This window comes from Pseudomonas sp. R1-43-08, from assembly GCF_003852255.1.
Lineage (GTDB): Bacteria > Pseudomonadota > Gammaproteobacteria > Pseudomonadales > Pseudomonadaceae > Aquipseudomonas.
In genome coordinates this window covers 4,476,492-4,492,045 of record NZ_CP027734.1, presented here as the reverse complement: position 1 = coordinate 4,492,045, position 15,554 = coordinate 4,476,492, and the positions used below count along the sequence as shown (strand labels likewise).

Genomic DNA, 15,554 nt, shown 5'->3' with positions numbered 1-15,554 from the left:
AAGTAGCGGGCTATGAAAGACTGGTGGCCCTTGCCACAGTTCACTAAATAAAATGGCGCCAAGCCCCTTGCCGCGTCGCCTGAGTAACCATGCCTGCCATTGACCACCCGCTGATCGACCGCTTCCTTGACGCCCTTTGGTTGGAAAAAGGCCTCTCGGACAACACTCGCCAGGCTTACCGCAGCGACCTGGCCCTGTTCAACGGTTGGTTGCAGGAGAAAAACCTGGAGTTGATCAATGCCGGGCGAGAGCTGATCCTCGATCACTTGGCCTGGCGCCTCGAGCAACATTACAAGCCGCGATCCACCGCGAGATTTCTCTCCGGTGTGCGCGGCTTTTATCGCTATCTGTTGCGTGAAAAACTCATCGCGATCGATCCAACTCTACAAGTCGATATGCCGCAATTAGGTAGGCCTCTTCCTAAATCTTTGTCGGAAACTGACGTGGAGGCCCTGTTGGCCGCTCCCGATCTCAGTGAAGCCATCGGCCAGCGCGATCGCGCCATGCTCGAAGTGCTCTACGCCTGCGGGCTGCGGGTGACCGAGTTGATCAGCCTGACCCTGGAGCAGGTCAACTTGCGCCAGGGTGTGTTGCGGGTGATGGGCAAGGGCAGCAAGGAGCGCCTGGTGCCGATGGGTGAGGAAGCGATTGTGTGGGTCGAGCGTTACATGCGCGATGCGCGTAACGAATTGCTCGGTGGCCGCCCCAGTGATGTGCTGTTCCCCAGCCTGCGCGGCGAGCAGATGACCCGCCAGACCTTCTGGCACCGCATCAAGCATCAGGCCAAGGTCGCCGGGATCGGCAAGACGCTGTCGCCGCACACTCTGCGCCATGCATTCGCCACGCACTTGCTCAACCATGGCGCGGATTTGCGTGTCGTGCAGATGCTGCTCGGGCACAGTGACCTGTCCACCACGCAGATTTACACCCATGTCGCGCGGGCGCGCTTGCAGGATATGCACGCCAAGCACCATCCGCGCGGCTGAAAAATCCCAATTTACCCTGCCACGGGCTGCCCTGCGGCCCAACTGTGGTAGGCTTTGTCGGTTCGCAAAGGCGACGGTCACACCCCCATTTTCCAATCGGCGTACCTGCACCGTCCCTGCATCTGCCTTCAGGAGTTCCCATGCGCTTGACCCAGATTATTGCCGCCGCAGCCATTGCGTTGGTTTCCACCTTTGCCGTCGCTGATGACGCAGCCGAGCAGGCCATTCGCAAGAGTCTGGTCAACCTGCAGCTCGACACTCCCATCGAAAGCATCAGCGCCAGCCCGATGGCCGGCCTGTATGAAGTCAAGCTCAAGGGCAGCCGCGTGCTGTACGCCAGTGCCGACGGCCAGTACATCGTCCAGGGCTACCTGTTCCAGCTCAAGGACGGCAAGCCGGTCAACCTGACCGAGAAAGCCGAGCGCCTTGGCGTGTCGAAGCTGATCAACGGTATTCCCGTGGCTGAAACCGTGGTGTACCCGGCCATCGGTGAAACCAAGACCCACATCACGGTGTTCACCGACACCACCTGCCCGTACTGCCACAAGCTGCACGCCGAAGTGCCTGCGCTGAACAAGCTGGGGGTGGAAGTGCGCTACGTCGCGTTCCCGCGCCAGGGCCTGGGCTCGCCGGGTGATGAGCAGTTGCAAGCGGTCTGGTGCTCGGCCGACAAGAAGGCGGCCATGGACAAGATGGTCGACGGCAAGGAAATCAAGGCGGCCAAATGCGCCAACCCGGTTTCCAAGCAGTTCGCCCTGGGCCAGTCGATCGGCGTGAACGGCACACCGGCCATCGTTTTGGCCGACGGCCAGGTAATTCCGGGCTACCAGCCGGCACCACAAGTTGCCAAACTGGCACTGGGCGCCAAGTAAGCATTTATCGTCGAGCCTTTGACGAGCATGGCCCGCCGAACCGTCGGCGGGTCATTAATTGAGAGCCGCAGTTGTGCGGCTGTGTTCCACGGCCGACCTTGAGTCGGCCGTTTCATGGGGAGTTCTTCAGTGAAACCGGTCAAAGTAGGCATCTGTGGGTTAGGGACCGTCGGTGGCGGCACCTTCAACGTACTTCAGCGTAACGCTGAAGAAATTTCCCGCCGTGCAGGGCGCGAGATTGAAGTGGCGCAGATTGCCACGCGTTCGCCAAAGCCTCAGTTCGAAACGACCGGTATTGCGATTACCCACGATGTGTTCGCCGTGGCCACCAACCCTGAAATCGATATCGTCATCGAGCTGGTGGGCGGCTACACCGTGGCCCGCGAGCTGGTGCTAATGGCCATCGACAACGGCAAGCACGTGGTCACCGCCAACAAGGCGCTGATCGCCGTGCACGGCAACGAGATCTTCGCCAGGGCGCGTGAGAAGGGCGTGATCGTGGCCTTCGAAGCGGCGGTGGCCGGTGGCATTCCGGTGATCAAGGCGATCCGTGAAGGCCTGTCCGCCAACCGCATCAACTGGGTGGCCGGCATCATCAACGGCACCGGTAACTTCATCCTCACCGAAATGCGCGAGAAGGGCCGTACCTTCGAAGACGTGTTGGCCGAAGCCCAGGCCCTGGGTTACGCCGAAGCCGACCCGACCTTTGACGTGGAAGGCATCGATGCGGCCCATAAGCTGACCATCCTGGCGTCCATTGCCTTTGGTATTCCGCTGCAGTTCGACAAGGCCTACACCGAAGGCATCACCAAGCTGACCACCGCCGACGTGAACTACGCCGAAGCCCTGGGCTATCGCATCAAGCACCTCGGTGTGGCGCGCAGCACCCCGGCCGGTATCGAATTGCGTGTGCACCCGACACTGATCCCGGCCGACCGCCTGATCGCCAACGTCAATGGCGTGATGAACGCGGTGATGGTCAACGGTGATGCCGCCGGTTCCACGCTGTTCTACGGTGCCGGCGCCGGCATGGAGCCGACCGCTTCATCGGTGATCGCCGACCTGGTGGACGTGGTTCGCGCCATGACCAGCGACCCGGAAAACCGCGTGCCGCACCTGGCCTTCCAGCCGGATTCGCTGTCGGCCCACCCGATCCTGCCGATCGAAGCCTGCGAAAGTGCCTACTACCTGCGCATCCAGGCCCAGGATCATCCGGGCGTGTTGGCCCAGGTGGCCAGCATCCTGTCGGAGCGCGGCATCAACATCGAATCGATCATGCAGAAGGAAGTCGAGGAGCAGAACGGCCAGGTGCCGATGATCCTGCTGACCCATCGCGTGCTCGAGCAGCATATCAACGATGCCATCGCTGCACTGGAAGCCTTGCAAGGTGTAGTGGGCCCGGTCGTTCGTATCCGCGTCGAGCACTTGAACTAACCGATTGTTCCAGGGGCCCCGAGCGTTCGGCGGCCCCTGTTCGAGAATGTTTTAGAGGAGCCAGTCATGCGTTACATCAGCACCCGCGGCCAGGCACCGGCCCTGAATTTCGAAGACGTTCTGCTGGCAGGCCTTGCCACCGACGGCGGCCTGTACGTGCCGGAAAACCTGCCGCGCTTCACCCAGGAAGAAATCGCTTCCTGGGCCGGCCTGCCGTACCACGAACTGGCGTTCCGGGTGATGCGCCCGTTCGTCACCGGCAGCATTCCGGATGCGGACTTCAAGAAGATCCTGGAAGAAACCTACGGCGTATTTTCCCACAGCGCCATCGCGCCCCTGCGCCAGCTGAACGGCAACGAATGGGTGCTTGAGCTGTTCCACGGCCCCACCTTGGCGTTCAAGGACTTTGCCCTGCAATTGCTCGGTCGCCTGCTGGACTACGTGCTGGAGAAACGCGGCGAGCGCGTGGTGATCATCGGCGCCACCTCCGGCGACACCGGCTCGGCGGCCATCGAAGGGTGCAAACACTGCGAAAACGTCGACATCTTCATCCTGCACCCGCACAAGCGCGTGTCGGAAGTGCAGCGTCGCCAGATGACCACCCTGTTTGGTGAAAACATCCACAACATCGCCATCGACGGCAACTTCGATGACTGCCAGGAAATGGTCAAGAACAGCTTCGCCGACCAGAGCTTCCTCAAAGGCACACGCCTGGTGGCGGTGAATTCGATCAACTGGGCGCGGATCATGGCCCAGATCGTCTACTACTTCCACGCTTCCCTGCAGCTGGGCGGGCCGGCGCGTTCGGTGTCGTTCTCGGTGCCGACCGGCAACTTCGGCGATATCTTCGCCGGCTACCTGGCACGCAACATGGGCCTGCCGATCAATCAGTTGATCGTCGCGACCAACCGCAACGACATCCTGCACCGCTTCATGAGCGGCAACCAGTACGTCAAGGAAACCCTGCACGCCACCCTGTCGCCGTCGATGGACATCATGGTCTCGTCGAACTTCGAACGCCTGCTGTTCGACATGCACGGTCGCAATGGCGCGGCGCTGGCCGAGCTGATGAACAGCTTCAAGCAAGGTGGCGGTTTCAGCGTCGAGCAAGAGCGCTGGACCGAAACCCGCAAGCTGTTCGACTCCTTGGCAGTGGACGACGCGCAGACGTGCGAAACCATCGCTGAAGTCTACGCCCAGACCGGCGAGCTGCTCGACCCGCACACCGCCATCGGTGTGAAGGCCGCCCGCGAGTGCCGTCGCAGCCTGGATATCCCGATGGTGATCCTGGGCACCGCGCACCCGGTCAAATTCCCGGAAGCGGTGGAGCAGGCCGGTGTCGGCAAGGCCTTGGAGCTGCCCAAGCACCTGACTGATCTGTTCGAACGGGAAGAGCGTTACACGGTGTTGGCCAACGACCTGAAGGCGGTGCAGGCGTTTGTCAGCCAGCATGGCAATCGGGGTAAGCCGCTGTAAGGCGCACCGCATAGACAAAAACGCCGCTTTCCCTTCCCAGGGTCAGCGGCGTTTTTTTGTTTCTGGCAGGCCCGCCAGTAATATCATCTACGTGAGTAGCTTATGGGCCAGCGCCATTACCGTGCCAACAGCCGTAAAGAAGCCTATTGCGATGCCCACGGGGTACCAGAAGATCTCACGGGTTATCTTGTGGACTTCAGCATTGAACTTGCGTTGTTCGGCATAGATGCGTGATATGTCCGCGTGAATTTTCTCGATCGACGCTTGTTGTTCATTGTGTTCCAGCATCCTCTTCATCCTTCGTGATAAGGGTCTCATGACATGCACTCTGCCCGCACGGCAGGGTGAACAGCGCTCACCCGAGTATAGGATTCACTCCTCGCCTGCGCGCTCGGCTTACCCCAAAACCGCAACCCATTGCGTAAGCAGTTATGTGCTGCCGTTTTTTACCTGTCATGTTGCAAGCGCATGCTGGATACGTCATCCCCGCACAACCCTTGAAAGACGAAAAAGCGAACTTTCCTACGTTACGACCAGTCACTTAGGAGAGATGCAGCACCCGTTGAAACGATTGTTCCCGAACTATTGAGTGGTGATCGAGATGGAAAGTATCAGCCTATTGCTCGAAGAAGCACTGAGCCCTTATCTGGTTACGCTGACCACCTCTGGTGTGCAGGGCGAATGCCTGGTGACCGTGAAGAACCCCGGCGGCGGCATCATGGTCGAGCGCGAAGTCAACCGCGCTCAGCTGACCGACAAGCGCGCGCTGGTGGATGTGGTGGATTGTCTGCTGCGCGATTTGAAAATCGCTGAAGGTCGACTCGAACCCTCGGTCATCGCAGCCTTGCGAAATGCCGCCATGACACGAAACCCGGTCTGCGCATGAAGAATTATTTATCCTTCGAAACTTCCTACAACACGGCCGGTCAGAGTTTGTAACAGCAAGAGCAAACATTGTGCTCCGGTGTTTGTGGCTTGTTGTACTGGTCTTTGTAGATCACGTTTAACCCCGAGTTGTCTCCCCACTCCTCGGGGTTTCTTTTTGCCTGGGATTTGGCACAGCGCGCCCTGCGAACGCAAACGGGTCATGGCTGGCGCGCAGTATTCGTTGAATGACCTCGCCATCGGTTAGACTGGTCGCCTTTCCTTGTCCTAGAAGCCCGTTCATGGCCCAGCCGTCCACGACCTACAAATTCGAACTCAACCTCACCGACCTTGACCGTTCGGTGTACGAGAGTGTCAAGCAGACCATCGCCCGCCACCCTTCGGAAACCGAAGAACGCATGACCGTGCGCCTGCTGGCCTACGCCCTCTGGTACAACGAGCAATTGGCGTTCGGCCGTGGCTTGTCGGACGTCGACGAGCCGGCCCTGTGGGAAAAGAGCCTGGATGACCGGGTGTTGCACTGGATCGAAGTCGGCCAGCCGGATGCCGACCGCCTGACCTGGTGCTCGCGCCGTACCGAACGTACCAGCCTGCTGGCGTATGGCAGCCTGCGCGTGTGGGAAGGCAAGGTCGTGCCGGTGGCGAAAAACCTGAAAAACGTGCACATCGCTGCCGTGCCCCAGGAGATTCTGGAGGTGCTGGCCAAGGACATGCCGCGCGTAATCAAGTGGGATGTGATGATCAGCGAAGGCACGATTTTCGTCACCGATGACCGTGGCCAGCATGAAGTGCAACTGGAATGGCTGGTTGGCGGACGTGATTGAACATGTGGGAGGGGGCTTGCTCCCGATAGCGTTGGATCAGTCACAACATCATTGACTGACACTCAGCTATCGGGAGCAAGCCCCCTCCCACATTTGATCTTTGTTGAATTTTGAATTGTCGTTTAACCCTTGTATCAGTAGAGAAGTTATCCCCACCGTATGCGTATCGAACCCCGTCCCTTGCCTGCCGTCCTGCCTTTCCTCGGTGAATTGCCACCGCTGCTGACCCGTCTCTACGCCGCGCGCGGGGTGCAATCGGAAGCCGAGCTGGACAAGAGCCTGGCGCGGTTGATTCCCTATCAGCAGCTCAAGGGCATTGATGCCGCTGTCGACCTGCTGGTCACGGCGCTGGAGCAGCGCCAGCGCATCCTGATCGTCGGTGACTTCGACGCCGACGGCGCCACCGCCAGTACCGTCGGCACACTGGGCCTGCGTTTGCTCGGTGCGGCCCACGTCGATTACCTGGTGCCCAACCGCTTCGAATATGGCTACGGCCTGACGCCGGAGATCGTGGCGGTGGCGCTGCAGCGCGAGCCGCAGTTGCTGATCACCGTGGATAACGGCATCTCCAGCGTCGAGGGCGTGGCGGCGGCGAAGGCGGCGGGGTTGAAGGTGCTGGTGACGGATCACCACTTGCCGGGCGATGAACTGCCGGCGGCGGACGCGATCGTCAATCCGAACCAGCCGGGCTGTACCTTCCCCAGCAAGGCGCTGGCCGGTGTCGGCGTGATCTTCTACGTGTTGATGGCCCTGCGCGCGCGCTTGCGCAGTCTGGGCTGGTACGACAACAGCCCGCAGCCGAACATTGGTGAGTTGCTCGACCTGGTGGCCCTGGGCAGCGTTGCCGACGTGGTGCCGCTGGACGCCAACAACCGCATCCTCGTCCATCAGGGCCTTGAACGTATTCGTGCCGGTCGGGCGCGCCCGGGGATCAAGGCGATCCTTGAAGTGGCCAAGCGCGACCATGCCCGTATCACCTCCACCGACCTCGGCTTTATCCTTGGCCCGCGCCTGAATGCAGCCGGGCGCCTGGATGACATGAGCCTGGGCATCGAATGCCTGCTCACCACGGACATTGCCGCCGCACGGGAAATGGCCGCGCAACTGGATGGCATGAACCAGGACCGCAAATCCATCGAGCAAGGCATGCAGCGCGAAGCCCTGGCCCAGCTCAAGGATTTGCCGGTCGAATCGATGCCGTACGGCTTGTGCCTGTTCGATCCGGAGTGGCACCAAGGGGTAATCGGGATTCTGGCGTCGCGCATGAAAGAGCGCTATTTCCGTCCCACCATCGCCTTTGCCGATGCCGGTGATGGCCTGCTCAAGGGCTCTGGGCGTTCAGTACAGGGCTTTCATATCCGTGACGCGCTGGCGGTGGTTGCCAGCCAGCATCCCAGCCTGATTGCCAAGTACGGTGGTCATGCGATGGCGGCTGGCCTGACCCTGCCCGAAGCGAATTTTCCGTTATTTGCGCAAGCCTTCGATGCCGAAGTGCGTCGGCAACTGCGCGAAGAAGACCTCACCGGTCGGCTGCTCTCCGACGGCACCCTGGCGGTGGAAGAGTTTCACCTGGAACTGGCCCGCGCACTGCGCCATGCCGGCCCGTGGGGGCAGCACTTTCCCGAGCCATTGTTTCACGGCGTGTTCCAGTTGGTGGAGCAGCGGGTGGTCGGCGAGCGGCACTTGAAGGTGGTGCTCAAGAGCGAATGCGGCTCGGTGAAGCTCGATGGCATTGCGTTTGGGGTCGACCGTGAAGTCTGGCCGAATCCGACGGTGCGGTGGGTGGAGTTGGCCTACAAGCTGGATGTGAACGAGTATCGCGGGAATGAAACGGTGCAGTTGATGATTGCGCATATCGAACCGCGTTAGATCCAACTGACACCGGGATACAAATGTGGGAGGGGGCTTGCTCCCGATGGCGGAGTGTCAGTCACTGTTCATATGACTGATCCACCGCTATCGGGAGCAAGTCGAATCGTCGCACCGCCCCTCCCACATTTGGTTTTGTGTACTGCTTACTCGGCTTTGGCTTGGTGCTTGACGATGATATCCACCAGCCGCTTGGCCAGCGCCGGATAGTTCTCATCGAAGTGATGCCCGCCGGGCAGCTTGATGGCTTCGCCCACGGCGGTCTTGTCGGTGCAGCCACTCTCGTCGACTTCCTCGGCGCCGTAGATGCACACCACTTTGTCGGCTGGCAGCTTGGCCATTTCCGGGCCGGTCGCGGCTTCTTTGCCGGCGTTGCCCAGCCAGCCTTCCACTTCAATCTCAAAGCTGCCGGTGCGGGCGAAGGCCAGCAGGATGATTGCGTCGACCCGTTGCTGTTCGTTTGCCGGCATGCGGTTGTAGATGGCCGGCAGGACGTCGGCGCCGAACGAATAACCGGTCAGCACGAAGCGCTTGGTGCCCCATTTCTGCCGGTAGTGCTGCATCAGCTCGGTAAGGTCCTTGGCGCTTTGTTCCGGGGTCTTGTGCTGCCAGTAATAGCGCAGGGTGTCGATGCCGACCACCGGGTAGCCGATCTTCGCCATCTCGCCGGCCACGTCGCGGTCCAGGTCACGCCAGCCGCCGTCACCGGAGAGGAACAGGGTCACGGTGTCCTTGGCCTGGCCTGCCGGCACTTCCACCACCGGAATCGCCAGGCCGCCGTTGTCCGAACCCACCAGTTGCTTGCGCAGCTCGTTGTTCAGCACTTGCGGGTAATGAATGTCGTAGTCGCTGATGCTGGTGGTGGCACGCGGTGTGTCGCGTACGAAACTGGCGCTTTCATCGTCAGGGTTGTCGTTCCACGCCACCAGCCAGTTGCCATGGGCGGCGGTTTTCGGCAGCGGGTCGTTGCAGCCTTCCTGTTTCAGGGCGAAGCCGACGGAGATGGCATTGGCCTTGTCGTCGTTCTGTGTGGCCAGCCAGCGCCAGGCGAGCGCCGCGCCAGGGCCGATGCCGCTGACCAGGGTTGCAGGGCCTTTAAGCTGGGCCAGAGCGCTTTGCAGCGCTTGCTCCTGCAGGGCGCAGTCATCTTTAGGCAGCACCACTTGCACGATCTGCGCCGCGCCCCCCTGGCTCAGGGCGATCAGTTGGCTGTCGGTGAGGGTTTCGTCGGCCATCACGGCCACCGCCACGCGGGCTTTGGCGGCGCTGGCCGGGGTCACGCGGGTCATCATCGAACCGTCGGCCTGGGGCAATTGCTCCAGGGTCGGCTGTGGGGCAGGGCGGTTCCAGTACCAATAGCCGCCGCCCAGGATCAGCGCGAGCAGCACAACAAAGGCCAATACATACCGCCAGGAGCGTCGAATCATCAGCGTTTCACCAATCCAGTCAAGCCGCCCGCGATCAGGGCGGCGGTATCGGCCAATGCCACCAGCGGATCAAGTCCTGCGGGCACGGCCATGTAACGGGGTTCCCAGTCAGGCTGGAACTTGTCTTTGAAGCGGCGCAAACCTTGGAAGTTATACAGTTGCTCGCCACGGCGGAACACCATCGAGCCCAAGCGTTGGGTCAGTGGCGCGCCACGCCGTGGTTGCAGGCCCGACAACGGCACCATGCCGAGGCTGAAGCGGGCGTAGCCGTGGTTTTTATAATGTTGAATCAGGCCGACCATCATGAACTCCATGGTCAGCTTCGGCGCGTCCGGGTGGGCGCGCATCAGGTCGAGACTGGCCAGGTCATGGTTGTACGTCTCGAGCAGGTTGGCGAAGGCCACCGGACGCCCTTCGAAGCGAATGATCGCGATCCGAAAGTGCTTGAGGTAGTCGTCGCTGAAGCGGCCCAGGGAGAAGCCTTTTTCACGCACATTCTTACCGGTTAGCCAGGCGTCCGAGATAACTTTTAATTCATCCATCGGCGCCGTGCCCGGCTCGCAGATCTCCAGGGACAGGCCGTCCCGGGTGCCACGGTTCCAGGTGTAGCGCAGATCCTTCATCTCTTTGCCCTTGGCTTCCAGGTCAAAGCGTTTCAGGTCGACCCGGGCTTCTTCGCCCAGCTTGATCGCGGTGAGGCCGATATCCATGTAGTACGGCAGGTTCTCGGCGCGCACTTGGTAGAACACCGGCCGTGCGTGGTGAATGTCGCACAGGTCGCGGAACTGCCAGATCATCTCGGCGCGCGGTTGAGTCGGGCCGATCGGATCATACAGCGCCACCAGGCTGCGCCCGCGACGGGCGTACATCAGGAAGGCTTCATCGTTGGGGTGGAACAGCAACGCCTTGTCGCCGGTCAGCGCCAGGCCGCCGTCGGGTTGGGAAGAGGCCATCAGGATCTTGCTGGCGCGTTCCAGCTCATCCGGGGTCGGCAGGTGGATCACCGGGCGCGCGGTCCGCAGCAGCCAGGTCAGCGACACGATCACCAGCAATACGGCGGCGCCGAGCAACGAGCGCAAGCCGCGCGGGGCGTTGGCATCGAGGGTGAACTGCCACCAGAGTTGATGGCTGTAAGGCACATCTTGATAGGCAAACAGCAACAGCCAGATCGACGCGCCCAGCACGCAGACGCTGGCGACCAGGTACAGCGGCGAGAACGGCAGTTCGGTCAAGCGGCTGGCGCGGTAGAACGAGCGCCGGAAGATCGCCAGCAGCACGGCGGTCATGGTCATCAGGCTGGCTTCTTCCCAGTCGAAGCCCTTGAGCAGTGAGAGCAGGGCGCCGACCAGCAGCAGCACCATGGTCAGCATCCAGGCGGCTGACAAACGTCGACGCAGGCCTTGGGCCAGCAATAGGCACAGCACGCCGATCAGGCTGGCACCGAAGTGCGACGCATCAATCAGGCGGTGGGGAATCAGGAAGCCGATGTTTTCCAGGCGTGAATCGATCTCCGGCGTGGCGCCGGAAAACAGCAGGACCACGCCGGACAAAAAAACCAGTACGGCCAGCACCGGTGCCGCAAGGCCGGAGGCGACGCGCAGGCTCTGCTGAGTCTGGAACAGGCGCTGGGCCTCGTTGATCAGCAGGAAGATACAGGCGATCAACAGCGGCAACACCACGTAGATCATCCGGTACAGCAACAGGGCGGCAGCCAGTGGCGCAGCGCCGAGTTTGTCGGCGAAGGCCGCCAGCAGGATCGCCTCGAAGACCCCCACGCCTCCCGGTACATGGCTGAGCACGCCGGCGGCCAGGGCCAGCAGGTACACCAACAGGAACGGGCCGAAAGGCGGTGCTTCGGGCAGCAGCATATAAAGGACAGCGGCTGCGGCGGCGACGTCCAGCGCGGTGATGACCAGTTGCAGGAACGTCAGGCGACGGCCAGGCAGGCGCAGGGTGCGGCGCCCGGCCTTGACCAGCAGGTTATCCGGATAGGGTTGTTCCGGCAGGCGACGGCGATAGATACCGATGCACAGCATGGCCGACAACAGCAGCACCGCACCGGCGACACCGCCCAGCAGGCTCTGCGGTAAATGCAGGTAGGTCGATGCCGCCGGCAGGTTGCTCAGCGTGGCCAACGCGGCCAGTGGCGGCAGCGCGCAGCCCAGCGCCAAGCTGGCGAACACGGTCATGTGGGCGACTTCCGACGCACCAATGCCGTGGCGTGCATATAAACGGTAGCGCACCGAGCCGCCCGAGAGCATCGACAGGCCGATGGCGTTGCCGATGGCAAAGGCAGTGAAGCCGCCCAGGGCCAGGGTCTTGGCCGGCAGTTTCACGCCAGCGTAACGTGCGCCGGAAAATTCATAGCCCAACAGAATGATGAAGCCGGCCACCGCTGCGGCAAACGCGCCGAGCAAGGCCGGTTTAGGCACCTCCAGGATCGAGTCGTGGAGCGCGTAGAGGTCGAGTTCCAACAACAGGTGTCGGCAGGCGATCAGGGCAATTGCAAACAGCAGCAACGTAACGGCCAGGCCGATGGGCTGACGATATTTGCTCAACAGATCCAGCCAACGCAAACGGGTGGGAGCGATCGGTTGTTCCGCTGTGACAGTGTCATGTGGTTCAGACGAGTTGGCGCGCATCAATCACCTCGTGGATTGTGCGCGACAGGATGGAGGTATCCAGCCAAGTTACCAATCCCTATGGACAAAATAATTACAAATATTAACGCGGATCACCGAGTGGGGCGACTGCGGCCATTGGTCGTAGAAGGTAGCGCTTGAGCATCGAGCATAGCGTGCAATGGGATGGACTCTGCAAACCGTCTACGGTTTCATGAAAGATGCCATGCCATTGTTTCAGAAGAACTTTTTCATCGGATACAAAAAAGGCCACTCTTTCGAGTAGCCTTTTTTGATGTTTGGTTGCGGGAGCCGGATTTGAACCGACGACCTTCGGGTTATGAGCCCGACGAGCTACCAGACTGCTCCATCCCGCGTCTGTGGGCGGCATTCTACAGTCCAGCGACGAGGTGTCAACCGTTAATGAGTCGATGGCTCAAATTAACGGTGATTTATTCAAAATCAAGGCCTTGCCACTTTCATTGTAGGAACGAGCTTGCTCGCGAAAGGCGTCAACGCAGCGCTTCAGATAGCCAGCGGTGTGTTGAAGTTTTTCGCGAGCAAGCTCGCTCCTACAGGAGGGGAGGTAAAACAGGCGCGCACAAAAAAGGCCACTCTTTCGAGTAGCCTTTTTTGATGTTTGGTTGCGGGAGCCGGATTTGAACCGACGACCTTCGGGTTATGAGCCCGACGAGCTACCAGACTGCTCCATCCCGCGTCTGTGTGTCGGCATTCTACAGAGGATCGCGAGTGTGTCAACCCGAAAATAGAAGAAAAGCGCTTGTGGTTCAATCGCTTAGCTCTCCAAGGCGAGCGTGGTAGGGGCGCGGAGCCAGTCGGGCCGAGGCTTTCAGCTCTATTGGAGGGCTGAATTCGATTGAGAAAACAAATTCATCTGCGATATTTCGTACCGCTCAGGCAGAAGATTCAAACTACTGGTGCTATATACAGGGGTGAATGCGATACTGGCCATCCGTTGGTCCACACCCCGTTTATATGACGCAGCGCAAAATCATCCACGTCGACTGTGATTGCTTCTACGCCGCCATCGAGATGCGCGACGACCCGAGCCTGGCGCAAAAACCCTTGGCTGTCGGCGGTTCGGCAGATCGGCGGGGGGTGATCGCTACGTGCAATTACGAAGCGCGGGCGTATGGGGTGCGCTCGGCGATGTCATCCCGTCACGCGTTGAAGTTGTGCCCGGACCTGACGATCGTCAAGCCGCGGATGGATGCCTATAAAGAAGCGTCGAAGGAGATCCAGTCGATCTTTCGCGACTACACCGATTTGATCGAGCCGTTATCGCTGGATGAGGCCTACCTCGACGTATCCGACAGCCCGCACTTTGGCGGCAGTGCCACGCGCATCGCCCAGGACATTCGCCGGCGTGTCTCCAATCAATTGCACATCACCGTGTCTGCGGGCGTGGCGCCCAACAAGTTTCTGGCCAAGATCGCCAGCGACTGGAAAAAGCCCAACGGCCTGTTTGTGATTACCCCGGATCAGGTCGAAGATTTCGTCTCCCAGTTGCGGGTGAGTAAGTTGCATGGGGTCGGCAAGGTCACTGCCGACAAGCTGGCGCGCCTGGGCATTGAAGATTGCCTGCAATTGCGGGAGTGGAACAAGCTGGCGCTGGTGCGCGAATTCGGCAGTTTTGGTGAGCGCCTCTGGAGCCTCGCCCGTGGGATCGATGACCGCGTGGTGCAGAACGACAGTCGGCGGCAATCGATCAGCGTGGAAAATACCTACGATGTGGACTTGCCGGATCTTTCAAGCTGCCTGGCAAAACTGCCCGAACTCATGGACACCCTGGCCGGGCGCATGGCGCGTATCGACAGCAGCTACCGGGCGGGCAAGCCGTTCGTGAAGGTCAAGTTTCATGACTTTACCCAGACCACTTTGGAGCAGGCCGGGGCAGGGCGGGACCTGGAGAGTTATCAACAGCTGATGACCCAGGCGTTCAACCGTGGTGGGAAGCCGGTGCGGTTGTTGGGGATTGGCGTGCGCTTGCTGGATTTGAGCAGCGGTAACGAACAGCTCGAGTTTTCCTGGTAGAAACTGGGATTAAAAAATGTAAGAGATCCAAATGTGGGAGGGGGCTTGCCCCCGATTACGGTGTGTCAGTGCCAGATGTACTGACTGACACACTGCAATCGGGGGCAAGCCCCCTCCCACATTTGATCTCCAGCAGGCTTCAGATTTCAGCGTGCGCCAGGGTCTGCGACTAACCGCCCGGCATCCTTGGCCAGCGCCTGCAAAAACTCCTGCTGCAACTCTGGGTCATTGCGCGTGAGTTCGATCAGGCTTTGTTCGAGTTCGCTGGCTTCTTCTTCCAGGCCCAGCTCCGAGAGGCGCTTGACCCGGTGTACCCACTGGTTGACTTCGTCGTCTTCCAAATCGTCGTAGATCAGGCCATGGGCTTCCAGCAATTTTCCGCGCAGGGTGCTGCTGATCGCCAGGGTCGAATCCGTGTGCACGTCGTCCTGGCCGTCTTCCACGCTGATCTTCAAGGTGGTGATGCGGTTCAGGTCCTGTTCGGCAAACGGACTGTCCAACAGGTTCAGGCGCAGGACGCCGTCGCGGTCGGTGGTCAGTTCATGGGTCTGTTTGCCGGCTGTGACCTGTACCGGGCGTTCGCTCCAGGGCAGGCTCGAATACTCCAGGCGCTTGTCACGCTGGACTTCATCGATGCCCGCGAGGTTCTGCTGGGCACGGCCGTGGGATTGCACGTTCATGAACGGGTTAATGCCGTCCACGCCGTAGCTCAGCCAATCGCGGGTCATGCTGGCGGGCAGGTTGCCGAGGGCGAAGATGTTCACCACATTGGCCCCCGCGCCAGCCACCAGCGCCACGGCACCCAGGGGCATCTCGTAGAGTTTGCGCCAGGGCTGATAGGGCGTGTAGCGGTCGTAACGCCGAGTGACTTCGAATTCGGTGACTTCAAAGGTCTTTTGCTCGTGAATCCGAACCCGACGTTGCGGCAGCTCCAGCACTTTGGGCTCACCTACATCGATCTGCAGGCTGTGGTCGAGCAACTTGCGCTCAACCCGCTCCTCGTGCTCACTGCGTTGCGACATCTGGTTGGCGCAGCCGCTGACCAGCAGGGCGCCGCACAAGGCGGCGCCCCCCAGGGCTCTGGTGTTTCGCTTGAACATGACTT

General features: G+C 60.6%; 12 protein-coding genes and 2 tRNA genes. 8 read left to right on the top strand and 6 right to left on the bottom strand.

Annotated features, from left to right (window positions below):
* Nucleotides 1-89: 89 nt before the first annotated feature.
* The 4 genes from xerD to thrC all read left to right on the top strand — a co-directional run bounded on the left by xerD (nucleotide 90) and on the right by thrC (nucleotide 4,768).
* The gene (xerD, locus tag C4J87_RS20595; protein ID WP_124368231.1) at nucleotides 90-986 is read left to right on the top strand and encodes a site-specific tyrosine recombinase XerD; all 897 of its coding nucleotides are present in this window, start codon (nucleotides 90-92) and stop codon (nucleotides 984-986) included.
* A gap of 140 nt (nucleotides 987-1,126) precedes the next feature.
* Nucleotides 1,127-1,858, top strand: a complete 732-nt coding sequence (locus C4J87_RS20590) for a thioredoxin fold domain-containing protein (protein ID WP_057723916.1) — start codon at nucleotides 1,127-1,129, stop codon at nucleotides 1,856-1,858.
* Between the two features lie 129 nt (nucleotides 1,859-1,987).
* Nucleotides 1,988-3,292 (top strand): homoserine dehydrogenase, encoded by a 1,305-nt coding sequence (locus tag C4J87_RS20585; RefSeq protein WP_124368230.1) that lies wholly within the window; start codon nucleotides 1,988-1,990, stop codon nucleotides 3,290-3,292.
* Nucleotides 3,293-3,358: 66 nt separating this feature from the next.
* A complete protein-coding gene (gene thrC / locus C4J87_RS20580) occupies nucleotides 3,359-4,768 on the top strand; it encodes a threonine synthase (RefSeq protein ID WP_124368229.1) in 1,410 nt (469 codons plus the stop codon).
* Between the two features lie 87 nt (nucleotides 4,769-4,855).
* Here the strand turns inward: thrC and C4J87_RS20575 are convergent, their stop codons facing one another.
* Entirely contained in the window at nucleotides 4,856-5,056 is a 201-nt protein-coding gene (locus C4J87_RS20575; RefSeq protein ID WP_057723913.1) for a hypothetical protein, read from the bottom strand.
* A gap of 313 nt (nucleotides 5,057-5,369) precedes the next feature.
* On the opposite strand from C4J87_RS20575, the gene C4J87_RS20570 reads away from it, so the two are divergent.
* The 3 genes from C4J87_RS20570 to recJ all read left to right on the top strand — a co-directional run bounded on the left by C4J87_RS20570 (nucleotide 5,370) and on the right by recJ (nucleotide 8,346).
* Nucleotides 5,370-5,654 carry a DUF3509 domain-containing protein gene (locus C4J87_RS20570; RefSeq protein ID WP_124368228.1) on the top strand — a complete coding sequence of 95 codons (285 nt, stop codon included), beginning with the start codon at nucleotides 5,370-5,372 and terminating at the stop codon, nucleotides 5,652-5,654.
* A gap of 280 nt (nucleotides 5,655-5,934) precedes the next feature.
* On the top strand, nucleotides 5,935-6,477 hold the full coding sequence (locus C4J87_RS20565; protein WP_124368227.1) for a YaeQ family protein: 543 nt from the start codon (nucleotides 5,935-5,937) through the stop codon (nucleotides 6,475-6,477).
* 159 nt (nucleotides 6,478-6,636) lie between these two features.
* The gene (gene recJ, locus C4J87_RS20560) at nucleotides 6,637-8,346 is read left to right on the top strand and encodes a single-stranded-DNA-specific exonuclease RecJ (RefSeq protein WP_124368226.1); all 1,710 of its coding nucleotides are present in this window, start codon (nucleotides 6,637-6,639) and stop codon (nucleotides 8,344-8,346) included.
* Nucleotides 8,347-8,492: 146 nt separating this feature from the next.
* Here the strand turns inward: recJ and C4J87_RS20555 are convergent, their stop codons facing one another.
* From C4J87_RS20555 to C4J87_RS20540, 4 genes are all read right to left on the bottom strand, one after another.
* A complete protein-coding gene (locus tag C4J87_RS20555; protein WP_124368225.1) occupies nucleotides 8,493-9,773 on the bottom strand; it encodes a virulence factor family protein in 1,281 nt (426 codons plus the stop codon).
* Nucleotides 9,773-12,415, bottom strand: coding sequence for a bifunctional lysylphosphatidylglycerol flippase/synthetase MprF (gene mprF, locus C4J87_RS20550; RefSeq protein ID WP_124368224.1), 2,643 nt, complete (start codon nucleotides 12,413-12,415; stop codon nucleotides 9,773-9,775). The genes C4J87_RS20555 and mprF overlap by 1 nt, the downstream gene beginning before the upstream one ends.
* 279 nt (nucleotides 12,416-12,694) lie before the next feature.
* A tRNA-Met gene (locus C4J87_RS20545) sits at nucleotides 12,695-12,771 on the bottom strand.
* Nucleotides 12,772-13,035: 264 nt separating this feature from the next.
* Nucleotides 13,036-13,112 (bottom strand) — tRNA-Met (locus C4J87_RS20540).
* Between the two features lie 278 nt (nucleotides 13,113-13,390).
* Here C4J87_RS20540 and dinB point away from each other — a divergent pair.
* Nucleotides 13,391-14,449, top strand: a complete 1,059-nt coding sequence (dinB, locus tag C4J87_RS20535; protein WP_124368223.1) for a DNA polymerase IV — start codon at nucleotides 13,391-13,393, stop codon at nucleotides 14,447-14,449.
* 146 nt (nucleotides 14,450-14,595) lie between these two features.
* On the opposite strand, the gene C4J87_RS20530 is transcribed toward dinB, so the two are convergent.
* Nucleotides 14,596-15,549: a hypothetical protein gene (locus tag C4J87_RS20530; protein WP_124364247.1), complete on the bottom strand. Its 954-nt coding sequence runs from the start codon at nucleotides 15,547-15,549 to the stop codon at nucleotides 14,596-14,598.
* Between the last annotated feature and the right edge of the window lie 5 nt (nucleotides 15,550-15,554).

Coding starts and splice junctions, on each gene's coding strand:
- xerD (WP_124368231.1), top strand. CDS start 90: ATGCCTGCCATTGACCACCCGCTGATCGACCGCTTCCTTGACGCCCTT.
- C4J87_RS20590 (WP_057723916.1), top strand. CDS start 1,127: ATGCGCTTGACCCAGATTATTGCCGCCGCAGCCATTGCGTTGGTTTCC.
- thrC (WP_124368229.1), top strand. CDS start 3,359: ATGCGTTACATCAGCACCCGCGGCCAGGCACCGGCCCTGAATTTCGAA.
- C4J87_RS20575 (WP_057723913.1), bottom strand. CDS start 5,056: ATGCTGGAACACAATGAACAACAAGCGTCGATCGAGAAAATTCACGCG.
- C4J87_RS20570 (WP_124368228.1), top strand. CDS start 5,370: ATGGAAAGTATCAGCCTATTGCTCGAAGAAGCACTGAGCCCTTATCTG.
- C4J87_RS20565 (WP_124368227.1), top strand. CDS start 5,935: ATGGCCCAGCCGTCCACGACCTACAAATTCGAACTCAACCTCACCGAC.
- recJ (WP_124368226.1), top strand. CDS start 6,637: ATGCGTATCGAACCCCGTCCCTTGCCTGCCGTCCTGCCTTTCCTCGGT.
- C4J87_RS20555 (WP_124368225.1), bottom strand. CDS start 9,773: ATGATTCGACGCTCCTGGCGGTATGTATTGGCCTTTGTTGTGCTGCTC.
- mprF (WP_124368224.1), bottom strand. CDS start 12,415: ATGCGCGCCAACTCGTCTGAACCACATGACACTGTCACAGCGGAACAA.
- dinB (WP_124368223.1), top strand. CDS start 13,391: ATGACGCAGCGCAAAATCATCCACGTCGACTGTGATTGCTTCTACGCC.
- C4J87_RS20530 (WP_124364247.1), bottom strand. CDS start 15,549: ATGTTCAAGCGAAACACCAGAGCCCTGGGGGGCGCCGCCTTGTGCGGC.